20 protein-coding genes and 1 tRNA gene are annotated in these 20988 nt (G+C 69.6%); 12 read left to right on the top strand and 9 right to left on the bottom strand.

Annotated features, from left to right (window positions below; all coding sequences use genetic code 11):
• The 8 genes from topA to VJ976_RS07310 form a co-directional block, all read left to right on the top strand.
• On the top strand, positions 1-2715 hold a 2715-nt coding region (gene topA, locus VJ976_RS07345; RefSeq protein ID WP_324099471.1), incomplete at its 5' end, for a type I DNA topoisomerase.
• A gap of 166 nt (positions 2716-2881) precedes the next feature.
• On the top strand, positions 2882-3118 hold the full coding sequence (locus VJ976_RS07340) for a hypothetical protein (protein ID WP_324099470.1): 237 nt from the start codon (positions 2882-2884) through the stop codon (positions 3116-3118).
• 42 nt (positions 3119-3160) lie between these two features.
• The gene (locus VJ976_RS07335; RefSeq protein ID WP_324099469.1) at positions 3161-3646 is read left to right on the top strand and encodes an Lrp/AsnC family transcriptional regulator; all 486 of its coding nucleotides are present in this window, start codon (positions 3161-3163) and stop codon (positions 3644-3646) included.
• Between the two features lie 95 nt (positions 3647-3741).
• Complete coding sequence (locus VJ976_RS07330; RefSeq protein ID WP_324099468.1) at positions 3742-4539, top strand: MerR family transcriptional regulator; 798 nt, start codon at positions 3742-3744, stop codon at positions 4537-4539.
• A 27-nt stretch (positions 4540-4566) separates the two neighbouring features.
• Positions 4567-5235: a dTMP kinase gene (tmk, locus tag VJ976_RS07325; protein WP_324099467.1), complete on the top strand. Its 669-nt coding sequence runs from the start codon at positions 4567-4569 to the stop codon at positions 5233-5235.
• Complete coding sequence (locus VJ976_RS07320; RefSeq protein ID WP_324099466.1) at positions 5232-6401, top strand: DNA polymerase III subunit delta'; 1170 nt, start codon at positions 5232-5234, stop codon at positions 6399-6401. Before tmk ends, VJ976_RS07320 begins: the two co-directional genes overlap by 4 nt.
• A gap of 71 nt (positions 6402-6472) precedes the next feature.
• Positions 6473-8005, top strand: a complete 1533-nt coding sequence (locus VJ976_RS07315) for an alpha/beta hydrolase (protein ID WP_324099465.1) — start codon at positions 6473-6475, stop codon at positions 8003-8005.
• 54 nt (positions 8006-8059) lie between these two features.
• Positions 8060-8135, top strand: a tRNA-Thr gene (locus VJ976_RS07310).
• 23 nt (positions 8136-8158) lie between these two features.
• Here the strand turns inward: VJ976_RS07310 and VJ976_RS07305 are convergent.
• The 7 genes from VJ976_RS07305 to VJ976_RS07275 form a co-directional block, all read right to left on the bottom strand.
• Complete coding sequence (locus tag VJ976_RS07305; RefSeq protein WP_324099464.1) at positions 8159-8773, bottom strand: HAD-IA family hydrolase; 615 nt, start codon at positions 8771-8773, stop codon at positions 8159-8161.
• A 238-nt stretch (positions 8774-9011) separates the two neighbouring features.
• On the bottom strand, positions 9012-10118 hold the full coding sequence (locus tag VJ976_RS07300; RefSeq protein WP_324099463.1) for an ABC transporter ATP-binding protein: 1107 nt from the start codon (positions 10116-10118) through the stop codon (positions 9012-9014).
• The gene (locus VJ976_RS07295) at positions 10115-10942 is read right to left on the bottom strand and encodes an ABC transporter permease (RefSeq protein WP_324099462.1); all 828 of its coding nucleotides are present in this window, start codon (positions 10940-10942) and stop codon (positions 10115-10117) included. Before VJ976_RS07295 ends, VJ976_RS07300 begins: the two co-directional genes overlap by 4 nt.
• Positions 10939-11709: a molybdate ABC transporter substrate-binding protein gene (gene modA / locus VJ976_RS07290; protein ID WP_324099461.1), complete on the bottom strand. Its 771-nt coding sequence runs from the start codon at positions 11707-11709 to the stop codon at positions 10939-10941. The genes VJ976_RS07295 and modA overlap by 4 nt, the downstream gene beginning before the upstream one ends.
• Positions 11706-12101 (bottom strand): TOBE domain-containing protein, encoded by a 396-nt coding sequence (locus VJ976_RS07285; RefSeq protein ID WP_324099460.1) that lies wholly within the window; start codon positions 12099-12101, stop codon positions 11706-11708. Before VJ976_RS07285 ends, modA begins: the two co-directional genes overlap by 4 nt.
• Before the next feature lie 52 nt (positions 12102-12153).
• Positions 12154-13008 carry an SGNH/GDSL hydrolase family protein gene (locus VJ976_RS07280; RefSeq protein WP_324099459.1) on the bottom strand — a complete coding sequence of 285 codons (855 nt, stop codon included), beginning with the start codon at positions 13006-13008 and terminating at the stop codon, positions 12154-12156.
• Positions 13005-13688, bottom strand: coding sequence for a uracil-DNA glycosylase (locus tag VJ976_RS07275; RefSeq protein WP_324099458.1), 684 nt, complete (start codon positions 13686-13688; stop codon positions 13005-13007). The genes VJ976_RS07280 and VJ976_RS07275 overlap by 4 nt, the downstream gene beginning before the upstream one ends.
• Before the next feature lie 161 nt (positions 13689-13849).
• On the opposite strand from VJ976_RS07275, the gene VJ976_RS07270 reads away from it, so the two are divergent.
• Both VJ976_RS07270 and VJ976_RS07265 read left to right on the top strand, forming a co-directional pair.
• Positions 13850-14137, top strand: a complete 288-nt coding sequence (locus VJ976_RS07270; RefSeq protein WP_324099457.1) for a DUF3263 domain-containing protein — start codon at positions 13850-13852, stop codon at positions 14135-14137.
• Positions 14138-14152: 15 nt separating this feature from the next.
• Entirely contained in the window at positions 14153-15844 is a 1692-nt protein-coding gene (locus VJ976_RS07265; protein WP_324099456.1) for a formate--tetrahydrofolate ligase, read from the top strand.
• A 71-nt stretch (positions 15845-15915) separates the two neighbouring features.
• Here VJ976_RS07265 and VJ976_RS07260 read toward each other — a convergent pair whose 3' ends face one another.
• Positions 15916-17598, bottom strand: coding sequence for a sodium:solute symporter (locus tag VJ976_RS07260; RefSeq protein WP_324099455.1), 1683 nt, complete (start codon positions 17596-17598; stop codon positions 15916-15918).
• The gene (locus VJ976_RS07255) at positions 17598-18038 is read right to left on the bottom strand and encodes a universal stress protein (protein WP_324099454.1); all 441 of its coding nucleotides are present in this window, start codon (positions 18036-18038) and stop codon (positions 17598-17600) included. Before VJ976_RS07255 ends, VJ976_RS07260 begins: the two co-directional genes overlap by 1 nt.
• A 152-nt stretch (positions 18039-18190) precedes the next feature.
• Here VJ976_RS07255 and VJ976_RS07250 point away from each other — a divergent pair, with 152 nt between their 5' ends.
• The gene (locus tag VJ976_RS07250; RefSeq protein ID WP_324099453.1) at positions 18191-19033 is read left to right on the top strand and encodes an MBL fold metallo-hydrolase; all 843 of its coding nucleotides are present in this window, start codon (positions 18191-18193) and stop codon (positions 19031-19033) included.
• A 231-nt stretch (positions 19034-19264) separates the two neighbouring features.
• Positions 19265-20896 carry a chaperonin GroEL gene (gene groL, locus VJ976_RS07245; protein ID WP_324099452.1) on the top strand — a complete coding sequence of 544 codons (1632 nt, stop codon included), beginning with the start codon at positions 19265-19267 and terminating at the stop codon, positions 20894-20896.
• Positions 20897-20988 lie beyond the last annotated feature (92 nt).

Here is a 20988-nt window from a genome sequence, read left to right as displayed (position 1 = left end):
AGCGGCTTCCAGGTGGACGCCAGCGTCGGGCACATCCGGGACCTCCCGAACCCTAGCGAGCTGCCGGCGGACATGAAGAAGGGCCCCTACGGCCGGTTCGCGATCAACATCGAGGACGGGTTCGAGCCCTACTACGTGGTCGACGGCGACAAGAAGAAGAAGGTCACCGAGCTCAAGCGCGCACTGAAGGACGCCGACGAGCTGTTGCTCGCCACCGATGAGGACCGCGAGGGCGAAGCCATCGCCTGGCACCTCCTGGAAGTGCTCAAGCCCAAGGTCCCGGTCAAGCGCATGGTCTTCCACGAGATCACCAAGGAGGCCATCCAGCGTGCCGCTCGCGAGACCCGCGACATCGACATCCGCATGGTGGACGCCCAGGAGACCCGGCGGGTGCTGGACCGTCTCTACGGCTACGAGGTGTCCCCCGTGCTGTGGCGCAAGGTCAAGCAGGGTCTATCAGCCGGTCGGGTGCAGTCGGTGGCCACCCGAATGGTCGTCGAGCGCGAGCGAGAGCGGATGGCCTTCCGGTCCGCCGCGTACTGGGACGTCGAAGGCGAGTTCGCCCCGTCCGCCGGCCGTGGCCAGGCCTCCGACGCCTTCACGGCTCGACTCACCGGGCTCGACGGCGCCAAGGTCGCCTCGGGTCGCGACTTCGACGACCGGGGGGCCGTGAAGGGGTCCAACGTCCGCCAGCTCGACGCCGACCTGGCCACGGCGATCGCCGAAGCGATGCCGCAGGCCGAGGTCGTCGTGCGCGAGGTGTCCGAGAAGCCGTACACCCGACGCCCCTCCGCGCCGTTCACGACCTCGACTCTGCAGCAGGAGGCCAGCCGCAAGCTCCGGCTGAACAGCCAGAGCGCCATGCGCACCGCGCAGCGGCTGTACGAGAACGGGTACATCACCTACATGCGCACCGACTCCACGACGCTGTCCTCGTCCGCGGTCGCCGCTGCCCGCTCGCAGGCCCGGGACATGTACGGCTCGGAGTACGTACCGGAGGCTCCGCGCGCCTACGGCAAGAAGGCGAAGAACGCCCAGGAGGCCCACGAGGCGATCCGCCCCGCCGGAGACGCCTTCCGTACCCCGGCCCAGGTGGCGGGCGAGCTCAAGGGCCAGGAGTACGCGCTGTACGAGCTGATCTGGAAGCGGACGGTGGCCTCACAGATGGCCGACGCGACCGGGTCGACCGCCAGCGTGAAGCTGGGGGCCACTCTCCCCGAGGGCGTGGGCGCCGGCGGCACCGTCTGCCGGGATGCCGAGTTCTCCGCCAGCGGCACGGTGATCACGTTCCGCGGTTTCCTCGCCGCGTACGAGGAGGGCCGGGACGAGGACCGTCACGGCCCTCAGGAAGCGAACGCCCAGCGGCGGCTGCCCAAGCTGTCCGAAGACCTCGACCTGCACACTCTCGGTGCCGAGGCACTGGGTCACCAGACCAACCCGCCGGCTCGCTACACCGAAGCCACGCTGGTCAAGGCCCTGGAGGAGAAGGGAATCGGTCGCCCTTCGACCTACGCGGCCACGGTCGGCACGATCCAGGACCGCGGCTACGTGCACACCCGAGGGTCGGCGCTCATCCCCACCTGGCTCGCTTTCGCCGTGACCCGGCTGCTGGAGCTGCACTTCCCGCGGTTGGTGGACTACGACTTCACCGCCTCGATGGAGGAGGACCTGGACCGCATCGCGCGCGGCGACGAGAACCGGGTGACCTGGCTGCAGCGCTTCTACTTCGGCGACGAGGCGACCCACAGCGAGGGCTTGCGCGGGCTGGTCGCGGACCTGGGTGAGATCGACGCACGTGGCGTCTCGACCGTGGAGATCGGGGAGGGCATCGTCGTGCGCGTCGGGCGCTACGGCCCCTACGTGGAGGACGCGGGCGCCGAGGGCGACCCGAAGCGCGCCAGTATCACCGACGACATCGCGCCGGACGAGATGACGCCCGAGAAGGGCCGCGAGCTGCTGGAGACCGCGTCTGAGGACGGCCGCGTCCTCGGACAGGACCCGAGCACCGGCCGCGACATCGTGGCCAAGGCGGGCCGGTACGGGCCGTACGTGAGCGAGGTGATCCCCGAGGACGAGGCGTCCGCGGCACAGGCCGGCGCTGAGGGCTCGACGCCGAAGAAGGGCGCGAAGAAGGCCGCCAAGCCCAAACCACGTACCGCCAGTCTGTTCACCGACATGGACCTGGCCACCATCGAGCTGGATACGGCGTTGCGCCTGCTCAGCCTTCCGCGGGTCGTGGGGGCCGACCCGGAGTCCGGTGAGGACATCACCGCCCAGAACGGTCGCTACGGGCCCTACCTGAAGAAGGGAACCGACTCACGTTCGCTGGCCACGGAGGACCAGATCTTCGACATCACGCTGCAGGAGGCGCTCGCTCTCTACGCCCAGCCCAAGCAGCGCGGCCGGGCGGCCTCCCCGCCGTTGAAGGAGCTGGGTGAGGACCCTGTCTCAGGCAAGCCCGTGGTGGTCAAGGACGGCCGGTTCGGCCCCTACGTGACCGACGGCGAGGTCAACGCCACGCTGCGCAAGGACGACGACCCTGACACCGTCACCGCCGAGCGCGGGTTCGAGCTGCTGGCCGAGAAGCGGGCCAAGGGGCCGACCACGCGGAAGAAGACGACCCGCAAGAAGACGACCACGAAGAAGGGCAGCACGACGAAGGCAGCCCCGAAGAAGGCCGCGACCACGAAGACGGCCAGCGCCAAGCGGTCATGAGGCTGCCCTACGGGGTCTGGCGTATGACCATGACCCCGTCCTGACCGGACCCGCCCCGCATCATCAGCGGATGGTCGTTGAACGGGCCGACCACCGAGCCGGCGACGTACGTCATCCCCAGCCCCAGACCCTGCCGTCCGTGCTGGGACTAGAGTGTGAGGGCCGAGTGCACCAGCGATCCGCAAGGGCGGCGACAGTGGCCTACGACTACGACGACCAGCTCATCGAGGCCGCTGCCGTGCGCCGAGAGCGACTGACCACGGCCTTCCTGTACGGCCCGGACAGTCTGCGGCGGCAGTGGTCGGCACACCTGGGCGGTGCCCTGGCCGGGGTGCTCCTGTCCGGCCTCGCCTGCGCCGGATGCGTCGGCGTCGCGTATCTGACCGGATCCGGGATTCTTTGAAAATCGCAGAATCTTCGTTGCCGAGGCGATACCCTGCCGGACATGGCGAGGAACAGCCCGAAGCCCGAAGTACCGCCGTTGGACGACACCGACCGCGCCCTGGTGCGGTTGCTCGAGGCGGACGGTCGAACCTCGAACGCCACGCTGGCCCGTGAGGCAGGGATCGCGGAGTCCACGTGTCTGGTGCGAGTGCGCTCGTTGCGCGAACGTGGTGTCGTCCGCGGTATCCACGCCGACATCGACCCGCACGCCGTGGGTCGACCGGTCGAAGCCATGATCGCCGTCCGTTTCGGTGGCCACCGGCGCAGCCACTTCGAGCAGTTCCGCGACGAGGTGCCGACCCTGCCGGGGGTACGCGCGGCCTACCACGTGGCCGGGGCCAACGACTACTTCGTGCTCGTCGCGGCGGAGTCGGCCGACGCGCTGCGCGACTTCGTGCTGGACCACCTCACGAGCCGTCCCGGGGTGTTGCACGCCGAGAGTGCCCTGATCTTCGAGTCGCTGCGTGGGCAGGGCACGCTGACGTGATGGGCCGTCGTGATCGGCTCGACGCAGCAAGCCGCACCGAGGTCGACTCGCTGCAGGCTTGACCCTCACGCCGCGTGAGCGCTCATCGTGGAGTCATGATCGCCACGCGGGAACACCAGCACAGGCAAGGAATGCGGATGCTCACCGTGGGACAGGTAGCCAGCGAGCTCGGAGTCACAGTGCGCACGCTGCACCATTACGACGACGTCGGGCTGCTCAGGCCGTCGGAACGCAGCGTCGCCGGGTACCGGCTCTACACCGAGGCTGACCTGGTGCGGCTGCGCCACGTGGTCGCCTACCGACGGCTCGGCTTCGGGCTGGACGAGGTGGCCTCGGTGCTGGAGGCCGGCGCCGACCCGCTGAGCCACCTGCGGCGCCAACGCGAAGCGGTCAGTCAGCGGCTCAGCGAGCTCGGCTCGCTGGCCGACGCACTGGATCGAGCCATGGAGGCAGAGATGAACGGATACCAGATCACCCGGGAAGAGCAGCGCGAGATCTTCGGCGAGACCTTCAGCGACGAGTACGCCGACGAGGCGGAGCAGCGTTGGGGAGACACCGACGCCTGGGCACAGTCCGCGCAGCGCACGAAGCACTACAGCAAGGAGCAGTGGCAGCAGGTCAAAGACGAGACCGACGAGATCAACGACGCCTACGCGGCGTTGCTCACCTCCGGCGAGCCTGCGACCGGGGAGGCGGCCATGGACGTCGCCGAGCAGGCGCGCCAGCACATCACCACGTGGTTCTACGACTGCCCTCCGCGGATGCACGCGGACATCGCCCAGATGTATGTGGACGACCCGCGGTTCAGGGCCGGCTATGAGAACCACACCGAGGGTCTGGCTGTCTACGTCCGCGACGCGGTCCAGGCCAACGCCGAGCGGCAGGAGGGCTGACAGCCCCGTCCTTTACGCTGCGTACCCATGCCCCTCGTGCCCCCGCCGTCGCCCGAGGGGCATGGGTACGCCGGGACGTTCATCGCCTTCGAAGGAGGGGACGGCGCGGGCAAGTCCACCCAGCTGCGGCTGTTGGCCGACTGCCTCGTCGACGCGGGACACGATGTTGTTCCCACCCGCGAGCCGGGTGGGACACCGGTGGGCGCGGCGATCCGCGAGGTGCTCCTGCACGGCGAGCATGTCGACCCGCGGGCCGAGGCGCTGCTGTTCGCTGCTGACCGGGCGCATCACGTCGCCACCGTGGTGCGCCCCGCGCTCGAGCGGGGAGCAGTCGTGCTGTGCGACCGGTACGTGGACTCCTCCGTGGCTTACCAGGGCGTGGCGCGCGACCTCGACGCCAGCGACATTCGCTCCCTGTCGATGTGGGCCACCGGCACGCTGTGGCCGGACCTGACGGTACTGCTCGACGTGGACCCGGCCCGTGGCCACTCCCGACGCGACGGCGAGGCCGATCGCATGGAAGCCGAGGACGAGGTCTTTCACGAGCACGTTCGGCAGGCGTTCCTGGACCTGGCGGCAGCCCACCCGGGGAGGTACATGACGGTCGACGCCGCCGGCGCCGCCGAGTCGGTCCACAAGATCGTGCGCGCCCGCACCGTCGACCTGCTGGGACTGCACGAGGGCGGCGGGCCGTGAGCGTCTTCGACGAGCTGGTGGGCCAGGAGCGAGTGCGCGCGGTGCTGACCTCGGCGGTCGCACGACCTGAGTCGATGACGCACTCCTGGCTGTTCACCGGGCCGCCGGGTTCTGGTCGCTCGATCGCCGCACGCGCCTTCGCCGCGGCGCTGCAGTGCCAAGACCGGGAGAACCCCGGGTGCGGGGTCTGTCCGCCCTGCCACACCACGATGGTCGGCAGCCACCCGGACGTCACCGTGGTGGCGACGTCGGAGACCTTCATCCGCGTGGAGCGCGCGCGGGAGCTGGCGCTGGCTGCGGCATCCCGCCCCGTGTCCGGGCGCTGGCGGATCCTGGTGGTCGAGGACGCGGACCGGCTGAACGAGCAGGCCGCGGACGCGTTGTTGAAGACCCTGGAGGAGCCACCTCCGCGCACCGTATGGCTGCTCTGTGCTCCCACGTTGGATGACCTCATCGTGACCGTCCGCAGCCGGTGTCGCCATCTGAGGCTGGGCACGCCGGCGCTGGACGCGGTGGCCGAGCTGTTGGTCCGGCGCGACGGGATCGAGCCGTCGATGGCGCACTACGCGGCGCGGGCGGCGCAGAGCCACGTAGGGGTGGCCAAGCGCTTGGCCACGGACGAGGCGGCGCGCTCCCGCCGCCGTTGGGTCACCGGTATACCGATGACCCTGACCGGAGTGGGCCAGGCGCTGGCGGCCGCCGCCTCGGTGGTGCAGGAAGCGGCCACAGCGGCGGAGGCGGTCACCGGAGAGGACGCCGCTCAGGCGCGCGCTGAGGTGCTGCGCCAGCTAGGCGCGGACCCGGCCGCGCGCACCCAGCCGCCAGAGGTGAGAGCCCACCTCAAGCAGGTCGAGGACGAGCAGAAGCGGGTGGCTCGTCGCCGCCAGCACGACAGCATCGACGCGGCGCTGACCGACCTGTCGTCGGTCTACCGCGACGCCCTGGTGCTGGGCTCCGGGGCCCACGTCGAGGCGGTCAACGCCAGCGAGCTGGACATGGTCCGCGACGTGGCCCGAAGCATGAGCCCCGAGGAGCTGCTTGGCGCCTTGGAGGCCATCGCTCTGGCCCGGGACCGGCTGGTGGCCAACGGCGCCCCCCTGTTGGTCATCGAGGCGATGATGGTGGCGTTGATTCTCCCCCGTGCTCCAATGGGTGCCCGAGCATAACCGGACGGAAGGACGGCGTGGTGACACGAGCTGCGGCAGCAGGCGAACGAGGCATGCTCGGAGGTCGTGTCGTGGCGCTGGTGACCCTGGTGGCGATGCTCGTCCTGTCGGCGTGTGACAGCGCGCCCAGCGCCGAGAGCCCTGACTCCGGCGAAGGCTCGAGCTCCAGCAACCAGGATTCCGGGTCCTCGGCGAGTCAGGATGGGCCAGGACCTCTCGAGGAGTTCTACTCCCAGGAGATCTCATGGAGCGACTGCGAGGGGGGCGAGTGTGGACGGCTCACGGTCCCCATCGACTACGAGAACCCGGGGGAGGGGTCGATCGAGCTTGCCGTGATCCGCGTCCCCGCGGAGGACGCCGACGCTCGACAGGGCAGCTTGCTGGTCAACCCCGGGGGGCCGGGCGCCTCGGGGGTGGACTACGCGCGGCAGTCGGAGCTGATCGTCTCGCCGACGGTCGCCGAGGTCTACGACATCATCGGCTTCGACCCTCGCGGCGTCGCGGAGTCCGCGCCCATCGTGTGCTTCGACGACGAGGAGATGGACGAGTTCGTGGGGGCCGACCCGAGCCCGGACGACGCGGCCGAGGAGGAGGCCAGTGATGAGCTCGTCGGCGAGTTCGTCAGCGCGTGCGAGGAAGCGGCTCCCGAGCTGCTCGGCCATGTGTCGACGGTGGAGGCCGCGAAGGACATGGACGTGCTGCGAGCGGTGTTGGGCGAGTCGACGATGGACTACCTCGGGAAGTCCTACGGTACGTTCCTCGGCACCACGTACGCCGAGCTTTTCCCGGACAGAGTCGGTCGGTTCGTGCTGGACGGGGCGATTGCTCCCGAGCTGACCGACCAGGAGCGCCGGCTGGACCAGGCCGAGGGGTTCGAGCAGGCGGCGCGCAGCTACGTCAGGGACTGTGTCGACAGCGGTGACTGCCCACTGGGCGGCGACGTCGACGCGGGACTGGAGCGGATAACCGAGTTCCTGGACGAGGTCGACGCCGATCCGCTCCCGGTGAGCGGGGACGCGAACACCGAGCTCACCGAGGGCTGGGCGTTTTACGCCATCGTGGCGGCGCTGTACAACGAGAGCGCGTGGAGCGTGCTGACGGAGGCGTTCGAACGCGCCTTCGAAGGCGACGGCAGCACCATGCAGGTCCTCGCGAACTTGTACGTCAACCGGGACGACGAGGGCAACTACGACGGAAACCTCTTTCAGGCGGTCTACGCAGTCAACTGCCTGGACGACCCGGAACAGGAAAGCGGGCAAGACGAAGAGGAGATGCTGGCCGAGGTCGAGAGGGCCGCTCCGAACTTCGCCCGCTACTTCGCCGGCGAAGGGACCTGCGCCGAGTGGCCCGAAGAGGCGACCCAGACTCTGGAGAGCTATGAGGCGGCCGGCGCCGCGCCCATCCTCGTCATCGGCACGACCGGAGACCCGGCCACCCCGTACGAGTGGGCCGAGACCCTGGCCGAGACGCTGGAGTCCGGTGTGCTGCTGACCTACGACGGCGAAGGCCACACCGCGTACGGCCGCTCGAACACGTGCATCGACGACACCGTGGACGCCTACCTGCTGGACGGGAAGGTGCCGCAGGACGGGAAGGAGTGCTGATTCGCCCCGCGCGCCGAGGGTCGGTTAGCCTGCCGTGGCGCCCTCGGCGCAAACGCCGCCTTAGCTCAGTCGGTAGAGCGATTCACTCGTAATGAATAGGTCAGCGGTTCGATTCCGCTAGGCGGCTCCACTTGGGGTCCGCAGCCCGCCGCGTCAGCGGCCCGAGTCCCCTGCGGCCAGCAGCGCGGCGAGGTCCTCCGGCCCCGAGAAGTGCACTGCCGTCCAGCCCTGCGCGCGGGCCGCGGCGACGTTGTCCTCCCCGTCATCGACGAAGAGCAGGCGTTCGGCCGCGCGGTCGAGGCGCTGTTGCACCTCCCGGTAGACCGCGGCGTCCGGCTTGTTCGCGCTCAGCCGGTGGCAGAAGAGCAGCTCGTCGAAGGGTGCGAAGGCTTCCGGGTGCCGTCGCACCAGCACCTCTTCCTCCAGCGGGCCATTGTTGGTGAACGCCACCATGTGCAGATCGTCCTGACGGGCGGTGAGCATGCTGAGCACCTCGGGGTCGACCGCGTAGCAGCTGCACCACGCGTGGTCCAGGTCAGCGTCCGTGCCGGTGTAGCCGGTCCGGTGCCTGATCTCCTGGCGCACGGCGGCAGCGTCCGGGTAGCGCCCGGCGTCACAGTCGTCAGTGAACCCCGAGGCCCAGAACATGGCGTCTACCAGCTGCGGAGGCATACCAAGGAGTTCGCCCAGCACCGGAAGACGCACATCGTGCTCGAACGTGAACAGCACGCCGGCGAGGTCGACGAGGAGGATGTCGTCATCCCGCATCCACCCAGGCTAGCCCTCAGGCTCGCAGTCGTCGTGCGGTCAGCAACGAGGCTGCGGCGAGCCCGTCCGTCGCCCGACGGTCGGCAGGTCGGGGTGACCGTCGGGCCCGGGTGTGGGGCGTGGTGGTCACAGGTGCCATCGCACGCCGTGGTCGGTGGTGGTGGCGGTGGGGTCGTGGTGGTGGACCAGGGTGTGGTGCCTCCTGCACAGGAGGGTGTCGTCACTGGGACGCCGTTCGTCAGGCAGGGTAGGTGACGACCTCGGTGGCCTTGACCCCGGCGTGCAAGGGCTTGCCCGCCACCAACCCCAGCTCGGCAACGGAGGCGGTGGTCACCTCCGCGGTCAATGCCACGGGGCCTTCGAGGCGCACACGCGCCCGCTGGCCGGCGATGGTGACGTCGCGGACCGTGGCCGGCCAGACGTTCCGGGTGGAACCGGCCGGTGGTGAGGTGTACAGGGCCACCGCGGCCGGGTCGATGGTGAGCCATACCTGGGTGCCGTCGCGGCTGTGGGCGGGATCCTCGGCAGTGACAACCGAACCCCCAGGCACCTCGACCTGGACCCGGTCACCGACGCGCATGCGGCCCGAAAGCAGGTTGACCCCCACGATGCCCGCGACGTAGGGGGTTCGGGGACGGGTGATGACGGCGGTCGGGCTGCCGTGCTGCACGACCTGGCCGTCCTCGAGGAACACCAGTTCGTCGGCGAGGGTGAGAGCGTCCAGCGGGTCGTGGGTGACCAGCACGGTGACACCGTCGAAGCCGCCGAGCCGATGGTGCAGCTCGGCCCGGGTGTGGCTGCGTGTCGCGGGGTCGAGGGCGGACAGCGGCTCGTCGAGCAGGAGCACGTCGGGGTCGGTGGCCAGGGCCCGGGCCAGAGCGACGCGCTGGGCCTGCCCCGTCGAGACCTCCCGGGGGGAGGATTCGGCGAGCGACCCGACGCCGACGCGTTCGAGCTCCTCGAGGGCGCGCGCGCGGGCCTGGCTTCGCGAAGCCCCACGCGAGCGTGGTCCGAAGGCCACATTGTCGGCCACGCTGAGGTGACCGAACAGCAGCGGGTCGGCCAGCACCAGCCCGACGTGCCGGTCTGCGGGGGACAGGTGCCACCCGGCATCCGGGTCGTCCCACCACGACGCAGCGCGATGCTCACGCCGGTGGACCACTTTCCCGCGCTGTGGGGGTAGCAGCCCCGCGAGGCTGCCCAGCAGGGTGGACTTGCCCGAGCCGTTCGGCCCGAGGACCGCGGTGACGCTCCCGGGCGGGGCGTGTAGACGCGCCTCGAGACCGAACGCTCCGCGTGACACCTGGACATGCGCGGTCAGGCCCGCTGCCGGCGCCTCGCTCACGTCAGCCACCGGGTCCGCAGAGCGCCCAGGACGACGAGGCAGACCGCGAGCATGAGGACGGACAGGGCCAGCGCCGCGTCCGGGTCCTGCTCCAGAGCCGCGAAGACCCCTAGGGGCACCGTCTGGGTGCGACCCGGGAAGTTGCCCGCGAAGGTGATGGTGGCCCCGAACTCACCCAGGGCTCTGGCCCACGCCAGTGCGGCTCCGGCGGCCATCCCGGGCCCCACCAGCGGGATGACGACGCGAGTGAAGGTCCGCAGCGGCGAGGCGCCCAGGGTGGCCGCGATGCCGTCGAGGCGCTGGTCCAGCCCTCGCATCGATCCTTCCACCGCGATGACGTAGAAGGGCAGCGCGACGAAGGTCTCGGCCACGATGACCGCCACCGTGGTGAACGGGATCGTGACCCCCAGCGTGTCGTCGAGGACGGCGCCGAACACCCCCTGGCGGCCCCACGCGGCCAGCAGCGCCACTCCGCCGACCACCGGCGGGAGCACGAGAGGCACCGTGACCAACGCTCGCAGCCACGGCACCGTGGGATGCGACCCCCGCGCCAGCACCCAGGCGAGCGGAGTTCCCAGCAGCATGACCACGACCAGGGTCACCGACGTGGTCAGAGCGGACAGCGCGAGAGCCTGCCGTGCGAGCGGCGTCGCGATGTCGCGGGGCAACCCCGCCCAGTCCACGCGGAGCAGCAGCGCCAGCAGCGGGAGGGCGAGCAGGGCGACGGCCGCCGCGGCGGGCACGAGAATCGGCCAGCGCCGACCGGCCTCGGGCTGCCGCGCTCGCCCGGGATCGGCGTCCCGCCGCAGCGCTCGCGGGCTCACGGAAGCCCGAACCCTGCCTCGCGCCACAGGGCGCGGCTGGAAGCGGACCGTAGCTCGGAGACCAGCTCGCCGCCGGCCACACTGCCGTTGACGCTGAAGGCGGGGTAGCGGTTGCGGACGTCCACATCGGCAGGCAGCTCGAGGACGGGCAGATCGGTGGTAGCGGCGTCGGTCACGTAGACCAGGGCCGCGTCCGCTTCCCCGGAGGTCACCTTCGACAGGGTGGCGCGGACGTCCGGCTCGTAGGAGGCCACGTTCACGGCGAGGTCGGCTCGCTCGAAGACCTGCTGCGCGGCCTGTCCACAGGGGACCTGCTCGGCGCACAGCACCACCGTGACGTCCTTGCGGGCGAGGTCCTCCAGTGCCTTCACCTCGCCCGGGTTCTCCCTCGCGAGCGTGACGGCCAGGGTGTTCGTCGCCACGATGCGGACCCGGCCGCGGTCCACCGACGAGTCGAGCCCGGTGAGGGGGGTCTCGCCGGCCAGCACCACGGCGTCAGCGGGCGCCCCGGCGTTCAGCTGCTGGACGATGGCCGACGACCCGGCATAGGAGACCTCGTAGTCGCGATCGGGATGCCGCTCCTCACTGGCGCGCACCAGCTCCGGCATGACACCGGCCAGCGACGCGGCCGCCAAGATCGTGACCGGCTCGGACTCGGCGGCCGTGCCCGTCACGGAGCAGGCGGCGACCGTGCTGGCCGTGACGGCGGTGGTGGCGGCCGCGGCGAGGGCCCGGGTCCGCGACATCGCCGGCGAGCGCTGTCTCACGGCGGCGTGCCGACGGTCACATGGGTGGCCTTGATGGAAGCCACGGCCACACTGCCCACCTGGAGGCCCATCTCCTCGACAGCCTCACGGCTGAGCAGGGAGACCAGGCGGAACGGGCCGGCCTGGATGTCCACCTGCGCCATCACGCTGTCGGTCAGCACCCGCGTGACGATGCCCCTCATCTGGTTGCGCGAGGAGCTCGAGCCCACGGTGCCGACAGGGGGCGCGGGGTGCAGCTCAGCCGCCAGGGCGGCGACGTCGACCCCTCGCACCGTCGTGGGACCTGGCCCCGCCGAGGCCGCCTCCAGCCGACCCGCGTCGATAGCCCGGCGCACGGTGTCGGAGGAGACCCCGAGCAGCTGCGCTGCCTCCGAAACCCGCATCTGCGTCATTTGGAGAACAATACAGACGCAAGTGCCGCCATCATCACGGCGGGTGTGCTGGCTATCCAGGGCCCCCGCGGGTCTCCAGGGGCTCGAGCGCAGGGCGCTTGGGCTGGACGTGGTCCCCTGAGGAGCGACCCTGGACCCGCCGCTGCACCCAGGGCCCGGCGTGCTCGCGGGCCCACTGCGCGTTGTCCCGCAGCATGTCCAGCCGGCCCGGTCGGGGCGGATGAGGCAGCGGCACGTGCCAGTCGGCGTCGGCCGGGTCGTGGCCCAGCGTCGCGTAGGCGGCGAGGGCGACCCTTCGGTGCCCCTCGGTCGACATGTGGATGCGGTCGTCGGCCCACATCCGCCAGTCCTTGAGGAAGTCGAACGACCATTGGTTCAACACATAGCATCCGTGCCGGCCGGCGATCTTCCAGATGTGCGCGGTGTACGTGGCCATCCGGCCGCGGAGGTGGTGGATGACGGGTGCCTCAGCGGGGTCGGACGGCGTGGCCAGCATCACGTCAGCACCGGTGGCCCGGACCGACATCACGGCCCGCTCCAGCTGCCCGGCGAGCGCGTCCAGGTCGGCGCGTGGGCGCAGGATGTCGTTGCCTCCCCCGACCAGGCTCACCAGGTCGGGGTCGAGGTCCACCGCAGCGGGGACCTGCTGCCCGGCGATGGCGTCCAGCTTGCGGCCGCGCACCGCGAGGTTGGCGTAGGCGAAGCCCTCGGCGTGCGAGGCCAGGAGGGAGGCCAGCCGGTCCGCCCACCCGATGTATCCGTCCACGGTCTCGGGGTCACGGTCGGACATGCCCTCGCTGAAGCTGTCGCCGACCGCGACGTAGCGCCTCCAGGTGCGAGCCTGGGGACGGATGCTGCCCGTGCGCTGGGGGGAGGGGACGGACATCACGTCGCCGACCTCGGTCACGGCAACCTCCAGTCGATCGGGGCGGCGCCCTGCGCCTGGAGCTGAGCGTTGGCCCGGCTGAACGGGGCCGAGCCGAAGAAGCCGTTGCGCGCCGACAGCGGTGAGGGATGGGCGCTCTGGACGGTGGGTACGTCGCCGAGGACGGGGGCCAGGCTTCGCGCGTCCCGGCCCCACAGGATCGCGACCAGCGGCCCGCCCCGCCGCACCAAGGCCTCGATCGCGGCGCCCGTCACGGTCTCCCAGCCACGGCCCCGGTGACTGGCCGGGGACCCGGCCCGCACGGTCAGGACTCGGTTGAGCAGCATCACTCCCTGCTCGGCCCAAGGGCTGAGGTCGCCGGTGGAGGGCCGAGACAGCCCTAGGTCGTCGGTCAGCTCGGTGAAGATGTTGGCCAGGCTCTTCGGGACCGGCCGGACCTCCGGCGCCACGGAGAAGCTCAGCCCGACCGCGTGGCCGGGCGTGGGATAGGGGTCCTGGCCGACGATGAGGACACGCACTTCGTCCATCGGCCGCTCGAACACGCGGAGCACCTGAGGGCCCGGTGGGAGATAGCCGCGGCCGGCCGCCACCTCATCCCGGAGGAAGCCGCCCAGACCCGCCACGGTGTCGGCGACGCCGACGAGCGCCTTCGCCCAGGACGGATGCACCAGCTCGCTCAACGGAGCCGGTGCGGTCGTCACCTGGTCCACTCTAGGTGTCCTGCATGACAGCTGCGCAGGCCGTGCCAAGTAGTCCGCCGAAGGGGTCCGCAGCCGTGTCGGAACGTGAATGACACCCTTGTGATTCGGTGCGTAGACTCCACGTAGCCGAGCATCTGGCAGGCCCGAAAGGAACGTCTCGAATGAGCGCCGCTCAGCGTATCGACCCAGCAGACAAGGCGGCGTCACTGGACGCCGAGGACGCCGCGATCCTGGACTTCGAGGCCCATTGGTGGCGACACCAGGGCGCGAAGGAGTCGAGCATCAGGGAGGAGTTCTCGATGAGCTCGACCCGCTACTACCAGCGGCTTAACCGGCTCCTAGACAGCGAAGCGGCGTTGGCCCACAATCCGATGTTGGTGAAACGTCTGCGGCGAATGAGGTCCAGTCGTCAGCGTGCCAGATCGGCACGCCGCCTCGGATTCGACTGAGAGTAGGAAACGGCTATGGCCTCTGACTTGGACATTGCGCGTGCCGCGACACTGCGGCCCATCGGCGATGTCGCGGCCGACATGGGAATTCCCCAGGAGTACCTGGAGCCCTACGGCAAGAACGTCATGAAAGTCGGGTTGGAGGCCATCGACTCGATGGCTGACCGGCCCAAGGCGAAGTACGTGGTCGTCAGCGCGATCACTCCGACGCCGCTGGGGGAGGGCAAGACCACCACCTCCGTGGGCTTGGCCCAGGGGCTCGGCAAGCTGGGCAAGCAGGCGGTGCTGACCCTGCGTCAGCCTTCCATGGGCCCGACGTTCGGGATCAAGGGCGGGGCCGCCGGTGGCGGCATGAGCCAGGTCGTCCCGATGGAGACGCTCAACCTGCACCTGACCGGGGACTTCCACGCGGTCACCGCGGCCCACAACCTGCTTGCCGCCTTGCTGGACAACCACCTGCACCACGGCAACGAGCTGGACATCGACCCCCGCTCGATCACCTGGCCGCGCGTGCTCGACGTCAACGACCGGGCCCTGCGCCAGGTCGTGATCGGGCTGGGCGGTCGCGCCGACGGGGTGACCCGGCAGTCCTCCTTCGACATCACCGCCGCGAGCGAGGTCATGGCGCTGCTGTCGCTCGCCAGTGACCTGGACGACCTGCGCAGCCGCTTGGGCCGGATCGTCGTGGGCTTCACCCGATCCGGGGCGCCGGTGACCGCCGAGCAGCTCCAGGGCGCCGGCTCGATGGCCGTGATCCTGCGCGAGGCGCTCAAGCCCAACCTGCTGCAGACCTTGGAAGGCACCCCGGCGCTGATCCACTGCGGCCCGTTCGGCAACATCGCCACCGGCAACTCCTCGGTGGTGGCCGACCTCGTCGGGCTGCGCGGCGGCGACTACGTGGTGACCGAGGCCGGGTTCGGCGCCGACATGGGCGCGGAGCGGTTCTTCAACATCAAGTGCCGTGCCTCGGGCCAGTCTCCGGACGCCGCCGTGGTGGTCGTCACCACCCGGGCGCTCAAGGCTCACTCCGGCAAGTTCCGCATCGTCCCCGGCAAGCCGCTGCCCGACGAGCTGCTGGCCGAGAACACCGACGACGTCGAGGCGGGTGCGCCCAACCTGGTCAAGCAGATCGAGAACATCCGGCTGCACGGGGTCTCGCCGGTCGTGGCGATCAACTCCTTCCCCACCGACCACGCCAGCGAGCACGAGACCATCCGGCGTATCGCCGAGGAGGCCGGCGCCCGGGTGGCGGTGGCCACGCACTTCAGCGACGGCGGAGCCGGAGCGGTCGAGCTGGCCGAAGCCGTGCGGGACGCGGCCGAGGAGCCGAGCGACTTCCGTCCGCTCTACGACCTGGACGCCTCGCTGCACGAGAAGATCGAGACGGTGGCCCGGCGGGTGTACGGGGCCGACGGCATCGACCCGTCGGCGGAGGCGGCCAAGCAGCTGGCCGCCTACGAAGCGGCCGGCTTCGGCACGCTGCCGGTCTGTATCGCCAAGACCCACCTCTCGCTCAGCTCCGACGCGTCCTTGACCGGCGCCCCGACCGGATGGCGGATGCCGGTGCGCGAGGTGCGGGTCTCCGCCGGGGCCGGCTTCGTCTACCCCATCGCAGGGACGATGCGCACGATGCCGGGGCTGTCGCGCCACCCCGCGGCCCACGCCATCGACCTCGACGACGACGGCGAGATCGTCAACCTGTCCTAACGAGACGCAACGCACACGAAGGGGCCCGCAGCGCTGGTGCGCTGCGGGCCCCGTGTCGTGCAGGACGACTGTCAGGCGAACCAGACCACCAGTGCGATGGTCAGGACCAGCATGATGACGGTCAACACGCGGTAGTTGGCCAGGAACGGAGTGCCCTCGAGCTCCTCCGACTCCTCCTTCCAGTACTTCTTCTTCCAGGTGAGCTCGTCCGTCTTCTCCAGGTCGGGTGTATCGCCGAGGAGGCTCACGACCACGAGCATGACGATGGCCGTCACGAACCCGATGCCGGACGCGTAGAGGAACTGGATGGTCGGCTCGGAGGGAGCCACCTGGGTGAAGTAGAACGCCACCACTCCCAGGGGTTGCAGGATGGCCAGCGTGAGGAACGCCGCCGTGGCGGTGACCCGCTTGAACGCGATGCCCATGAGGAAGACCGCGACCACCGGCGGCACCAGGAACGACAGCACCGACTGCAGGTACCCGTACAACGTGTCGAACTGAGCGATGAAGGGCGCCCAGACGATGGCCACGACCAGCGCGACCACCGTGGCGATCCGGCCGATGAGCACCAGGGACCGGTCCGAGGTCTTCGGACGGTATGTCTTGACGAAGTCCATGGTCACGATCGTCGACGCGGAGTTCAGGATCGAGTCCACCGTCGAGGTGATGGCCGCGATGACCGCCGCCAGGATCAGCCCGCGGATACCGACCGGCACCAGGTCGAAGACCAGGGTCGGGAAGACGGTGTCCGGGTTCTCCAGGTTCGGGTACAGCGACAGCGCCATGACACCGGGGAAGATGAACAGGAACAGGAACGCCAGCTTGATGAACCCGGCCATGAGGGCTCCCCAGCGGCCGTGGTCCAGGCTCTTCGCGCCCAGGGTCCGCTGCACGACGAGCTGGTTGGTGGTCCAGTAGTACAGACCGATGACCAGCACACCGGTGATCAGTCCCGGCCACGGCAGGTCCGCGTTGTCGGCCGGCAGGATCAGGCTCATCTTGTCGTCGCCTGCGGTCTGCGCCATCTCGTCCCAGGACGGGATGGCCCGCCAGGTGGCGATGAAGACGATCAGCCCGCCCACGATGGTGACCGTCGCCTGGATGCTGTCCGAGACCATGACCGCACCCAGACCGCCGATGACGGTGTAGATCGCGGCCAGGATGGCCAGAGCAGCCACCGAGACGATGATCGGGATCTCCGGGTACAGCGTCTGGATGACGACTGCACCGGCGAACAGCGCCGCGGCCATGTCGATGAACATGTTGGCGAACAGGTTGAAGCCGGCGAACGCCATCCGCGAGCGCCGGTCGAACCGCTTCTCCAGGAACTCCGGCAGCGTGAACACTCCGGAGCGCAGGTAGAAGGGAAGGATGAAGAAGATGAAGATCGACAGGATGACCGTGGTCATCCACTCGTAGGCGAAGATCGAGATGCCCTGGTTGTAGGCACCACCGGCCAGACCGACGAACGTGGCACCGGACATGTTGGTGGCCACCAGCGACAGCCCGACGAAGGGCCAGATGAAGTTCCGGCCACCGAGGAAGTACTGCTCGGTCTCGCTGCTCTCCTTACCCGACTCCTTCGCCAGCGCCGCGGCCTTCTTCTTCTGCCGGGCTGAGACGACGAGCGGGATGATCCGGCTGAGCAGCAGGTAGACGAGGATGACGGTGAGGTCGATCGGCCCCACTTCGAAGTCGGGCATCCCGCCGCCTCCCTGAGCGGGCACCATGATCTGGGTCTGTGGCGTCATCATCACTTGTCCCTCCGCACCACGAGAACGGGGCAGGGTGCGTGGCGCACCACGCCCTCGGCGTCACTGCCCAGCAGGACGCGCTGGAACGTGTTGAGCCCGCGGCTTCCGAGGACGATGAGATCGGCGTCGATCTCGTCGCGCAGCCGCAGGATCTCGTCGGTCGCGCGGCCGAGCCGCACGTAGGTCATGGTCGGCGTGAGGCCGGCTTCTTCCATCTGGTGCACCTGGTCGTCCAGCACGTGCTGGGCCTCTTGGCGGAGGCGGTCGAGCTGGTCCTGGTTCAGGGTGCGCGGGTTGGTCCACCCGGAGACGAGGCCCACGTGCACCACGTGGACCTCGGTCTGGGTGTAACCATGTAGGTCGAGAACGTGGTGCATGGCCATGGTGGCTTCTTGGGAACCATCCACCGCCAGCAGTATTCGGTGAGGGAACTGGGGCATGGGGCCTCCGGGGTCGACGTTGACGTGCCGGAAGGTACGGTAACCGGGCACGAATGAAAGCGCTACCCCAAACGCGGGGCCAACAGGCCTGTCACCAGCCTGATTGCCGGTTTCGCCGACGAGGAGCGCCGATTCGGCCTACAGTCGTCGTTATGTCTCGCGAGCGCTGGCACGAAGTCGGGCCTGCGGTGCTCGTACGTCGGCACGCCGAGCTGGATCTCAACTGTGGCCTGGTGGTGGGTGAGCAGCGGGCGCTGGTCGTCGATACCAACAGCACGACGGCTCGTGGCGCAGAGCTGGCGGCGGCAGTGCGCGAGGTCACCCGCCTCGAGCCCGTCGTGGTCAACACCCACGCCCACTACGACCACTGCTTCGGCAACGCAGCCTTTCGTGACTCCCAGATCTACGGGCATGTCGGCGCGGCCGACGGGCTCCGGTCGACCGCCGAGCACCAGCGCGCTCAGGCCATCGCGCACCTGCAGTCGGTCGACCGCGCGCAGGAGGCGGTGGACCTCGAGCAGACCGAGGTCGTGCTGCCCTTCTACCTCATCGACAGCGACACCGCGGTCGACCTCGGCGGGCGTACCGTTCACCTGCTCTTCGGCGGGCGCGCGCATACCGACCATGACCTCGCCGTGGCGGTGCCCGACGCGGGCGTGACCTTCTGGGGCGACATGCTCGAGCACGGGGCCGACCCGGCCATGGAGGACAGCTACCCGCTGGAGTGGGCTGCGTCCATGCACGAGCTCAGCCGCCGGGAGCAGGTGCGAGAGGGGACGGTCGCCGTCCCCGGTCACGGGGATGTCGTCGACCCCGCCTTCGTGAGTGCGCAGGTGGAGCAGCTCGGGCACCTGGCGACCTGCCTCACCGAACGGCTGCTCCACCGTGGCCGCGAGCTCGACGGCCTGGTCGAATGCGCTCGAGGCCTCGGGCTGCAGGAGGAGACGCTGCGCGCCGCGGCGATGCGCGCGCTGGAGACGGCCGCGACGGGGTGAGCGGCGCCCCGGGTAGAGGCGCCCCAGACCGACCGGGTGTCTATTTGCACTCATAGGTGCCGAGTGCTAATCATGGTCCTAGCACTCGCAGTATGAGAGTGACAACGAACGCCGACCGATCTTCTCGAGGGTCGAGCGCCGCGTGGCGACGTGAGCCGCGAGGCGACGACCCGTCCGTCGCGGGCGAGAGACGGTCATCCGAACGCCTGACGTGTGGGAGGAACCACCCGAATGTCCAAGACCATTGCATTCGACGAAGAGGCCCGGCGCGGGCTCGAGAAGGGGATGAACACCCTGGCTGACGCCGTGCGGGTGACCCTGGGCCCGCGTGGGCGCAACGTCGTGCTGGAGAAGAAGTGGGGAGCCCCCACGATCACCAACGACGGTGTCTCCATCGCCAAGGAGATCGAGCTCGAGGACCCCTACGAGAAGATCGGCGCCGAGCTGGTCAAGGAGGTCGCCAAGAAGACCGACGACGTGGCCGGCGACGGCACGACGACGGCCACCGTGCTGGCTCAGGCCATGGTGCGCGAAGGTCTGCGCAACGTCGCGGCCGGCGCCAACCCGATGTCCCTCAAGCGCGGCATCGAGGCGGCCGTGAACGCGGTCAGTGACCAGCTGCTGAGCATGGCCACCGACGTGGAGACCAAGGAGCAGATCGCGCAGTCCGCGTCGATCTCCGCCGCCGACCCCGAGATCGGCCAGATGATCGCCGAGGCGATGGACAAGGTCGGCAACGAGGGTGTCATCACCGTCGAGGAGTCCAACACCTTCGGCTTGGAGCTCGAGCTCACCGAGGGGATGCGCTTCGACAAGGGCTACATCTCGCCGTACTTCGTCACCGACACCGACCGCATGGAAGCGGTCGTCGATGACCCATACGTGCTGATCATGAACTCCAAGATCGGCGCCATCAAGGACGTAGTGCCGATCTTGGACAAGGTCATCCAGGCCGGCAAGCCACTGGCCATCATCGCCGAGGACGTCGAGGGCGAAGCCCTGGCGACGATGGTGCTGAACAAGCTGCGTGGCCACATCAAGGTGCTCGCCGTGAAGGCGCCCGGCTTCGGTGACCGTCGCAAGGCCATGCTCGGCGACATCGCCGTGCTGACCGGCGGCCAGGTCATCAGCGAGGAGGTCGGCCTGAAGCTGGAGACCGCCGAGCTCGACATGCTGGGCCGGGCCCGCAAGGTCGTCTCGACCAAGGACGAGACGACCATCGTCGAGGGCGCCGGTGACGCTGACCAGATCTCGGGTCGCGTGAACCAGATCCGCAAGGAGATCGACGGCTCCGACTCGGACTACGACCGCGAGAAGCTGCAGGAGCGGCTGGCCAAGCTGGCCGGCGGCGTGGCGGTCATCAAGGCCGGTGCGGCCACCGAGGTCGAGCTCAAGGAGCGCAAGCACCGCATCGAGGACGCGGTGCGCAACGCCAAGGCCGCGGTGGAGGAGGGCATCGTCGCCGGTGGCGGCGTCGCGCTCATCCAGGCTGCCACGGCGTTCGAGTCGCTGTCGCTGAGCGGCGACGAGGCGACGGGCGCGAAGCTGGTCAAGGTGGCCGTGGAGTCGCCCCTGAAGCAGATCGCCGTCAACGGCGGCCTCGAGGGCGGCGTCGTCGCGGAGAAGGTGCGCAACCTGCCCGCCGGCCATGGTCTCAACGCGGCCACGGGCGAGTACGGAGACATGCTCGGCTTCGGTGTCGCCGACCCGGTCAAGGTGACCCGGTCCGCGCTGCAGAACGCCGCGAGCATCGCCGCGCTGTTCCTGACCACGGAGGCCGTGATCGCCGACAAGCCGGAGAAGGCCCCGGCGGCTCCGGCCGGCGACGGTGGCATGGGTGGCATGGGAGGCATGGACTTCTAGCCTCACCCTCTTCCCCGCACCCCCAGCCACTTCTCTTCGCTTCGAGCCGCGAACTCGCGGCTCGAAGTCGAAGAAGTGGCTGGGGGTGCGCT

The sequence above is a fragment of the Ornithinimicrobium sp. genome, assembly GCF_035267225.1.
Taxonomy (GTDB): domain Bacteria; phylum Actinomycetota; class Actinomycetes; order Actinomycetales; family Dermatophilaceae; genus Ornithinicoccus.
Note: the sequence above shows the minus strand (reverse complement) of the source record. Positions and strands in the feature narration are given on the sequence as shown.

Coding starts and splice junctions, on each gene's coding strand:
- VJ976_RS07335 (WP_324099469.1), top strand. CDS start 3,161: ATGGCGAGGAACAGCCCGAAGCCCGAAGTACCGCCGTTGGACGACACC.
- VJ976_RS07330 (WP_324099468.1), top strand. CDS start 3,742: ATGATCGCCACGCGGGAACACCAGCACAGGCAAGGAATGCGGATGCTC.
- tmk (WP_324099467.1), top strand. CDS start 4,567: ATGCCCCTCGTGCCCCCGCCGTCGCCCGAGGGGCATGGGTACGCCGGG.
- VJ976_RS07305 (WP_324099464.1), bottom strand. CDS start 8,773: ATGCGGGATGACGACATCCTCCTCGTCGACCTCGCCGGCGTGCTGTTC.
- VJ976_RS07285 (WP_324099460.1), bottom strand. CDS start 12,101: ATGACGCAGATGCGGGTTTCGGAGGCAGCGCAGCTGCTCGGGGTCTCC.
- VJ976_RS07270 (WP_324099457.1), top strand. CDS start 13,850: ATGAGCGCCGCTCAGCGTATCGACCCAGCAGACAAGGCGGCGTCACTG.
- VJ976_RS07265 (WP_324099456.1), top strand. CDS start 14,153: ATGGCCTCTGACTTGGACATTGCGCGTGCCGCGACACTGCGGCCCATC.
- VJ976_RS07260 (WP_324099455.1), bottom strand. CDS start 17,598: ATGATGACGCCACAGACCCAGATCATGGTGCCCGCTCAGGGAGGCGGC.
- VJ976_RS07255 (WP_324099454.1), bottom strand. CDS start 18,038: ATGCCCCAGTTCCCTCACCGAATACTGCTGGCGGTGGATGGTTCCCAA.
- VJ976_RS07250 (WP_324099453.1), top strand. CDS start 18,191: ATGTCTCGCGAGCGCTGGCACGAAGTCGGGCCTGCGGTGCTCGTACGT.
- groL (WP_324099452.1), top strand. CDS start 19,265: ATGTCCAAGACCATTGCATTCGACGAAGAGGCCCGGCGCGGGCTCGAG.